The following is a 1,226-nucleotide window of genomic DNA, read 5'->3' as shown; positions in this document are numbered from 1 at the left end:
ACCGCCAGCGGCTCGGCCATCGCCGCGACGCGCTCGTCGAGCCCGGCATCGATGATATGCAAGAGCCGTGCGGGCAGCACCGCCTGTTCGGCAAACCCGCCGTCGCAGACCTCTCCGACGAAGCCCAGTGACGCGCAGAGCTGCCGCCTGCCGCCATGACATTGCGCGCAGTCTCCGCACCAGAACCGAGAATCAGCGACCACCCTGTCGCCGACGGCGAAGGCGTCCACGCCCGCGCCGATGGCAGTCACCGTGCCGGTCAGCTCATGGCCGGCCGTCGAAGGCGACCGGCTTATCCACCGTCCCGTGCGGAAATTGTGCAGGTCCGAACCGCAAATGCCGGCGGCGTCGACCCTGAGCTTCACCCAGCCCGCACCCGGCACGCCTGGCGGGGCGATGTCCTCGACACGCAGGTCACCAGGTCCATACAGTCGTGCGGCCTTCATCGCGATCGCTTCCGCTCAGCCGGCGAGATAGCGGTCGCGGATTTCCGAGACCGCGTTCTCATGCGAGCTGAAGCCCTCGTAGCGGGCGAGCCTGCGGGCGTGCAGAGCGAGTTCCGGATAGGCCACCGAGGTGACATAGCCGATCGACGAGCGTTTGACGAAATCCGTTACCGAAAGCGGCCCGTAGGTTCGCGCCCAGCGGCTGGTCGGCAGTACAGCATTGGGACCGAGGACGAAGTTGGCAAGCGTCACCGGCGTGTGCGGACCCATCAGTATCTCGGCCGCCTCGGTGATGCGCCCGAGATGCGCGAACGGCTCCTTCGACAGGATCTCGAGATGTTCGGGCGCATAGTCGTTGATGAAGCGGTAGCTGTCTTCCAGCGACGCGGTCAGCACGATGCCGCCGCGCTTGCCGGTCAGCACGGCGCGCGAAAACTCGACACGCTGCTCGGTCATCCGCGACCAATGCTCGGGAAGTGCAGCGAGCGCTGCTTCTGCAACTTTGCGGCTGTGCGTCACCAGATAGGCCGAGGAATCCGGCCCGTGCTCGGCTTCGATCAACAGGTCGAGCGCGGCAAGGCCGCCGTCGACGCTGTCATCGGCAAAGATGATCGCTTCCGACGGGCCGGCCGGAAGGCCTGTGTTGATGACCGAGGACAGCACGCTCTTGGCCGCCACCACCCACGGGCTGCCGGGGCCGACGATCTTGAGCGCGGGCTTCACCGTCTCCGTGCCGTAGGCGACGGCGGCGACCGCTTGCGCGCCGCCGCATTTGTAGAC

Annotated in this window: 2 protein-coding genes; both read right to left on the bottom strand. The window is 66.9% G+C overall.

Features of this window, described 5'->3' with window-relative positions:
* On the bottom strand, positions 1-446 hold a 446-nt coding region (locus EN749_RS36025), incomplete at its 3' end, for an alcohol dehydrogenase catalytic domain-containing protein (protein ID WP_148674727.1).
* Positions 447-461: 15 nt separating this feature from the next.
* Positions 462-1,226 (bottom strand): histidinol dehydrogenase (hisD, locus tag EN749_RS36020; RefSeq protein ID WP_128364979.1); only part of this gene is annotated, 765 nt, incomplete at its 5' end.

The sequence above is a fragment of the Mesorhizobium sp. M7A.F.Ca.ET.027.02.1.1 genome (genome assembly GCF_004022985.1).
Taxonomy (GTDB): domain Bacteria; phylum Pseudomonadota; class Alphaproteobacteria; order Rhizobiales; family Rhizobiaceae; genus Mesorhizobium.
This window is presented reverse-complemented; position numbering and strand designations above follow the sequence as displayed.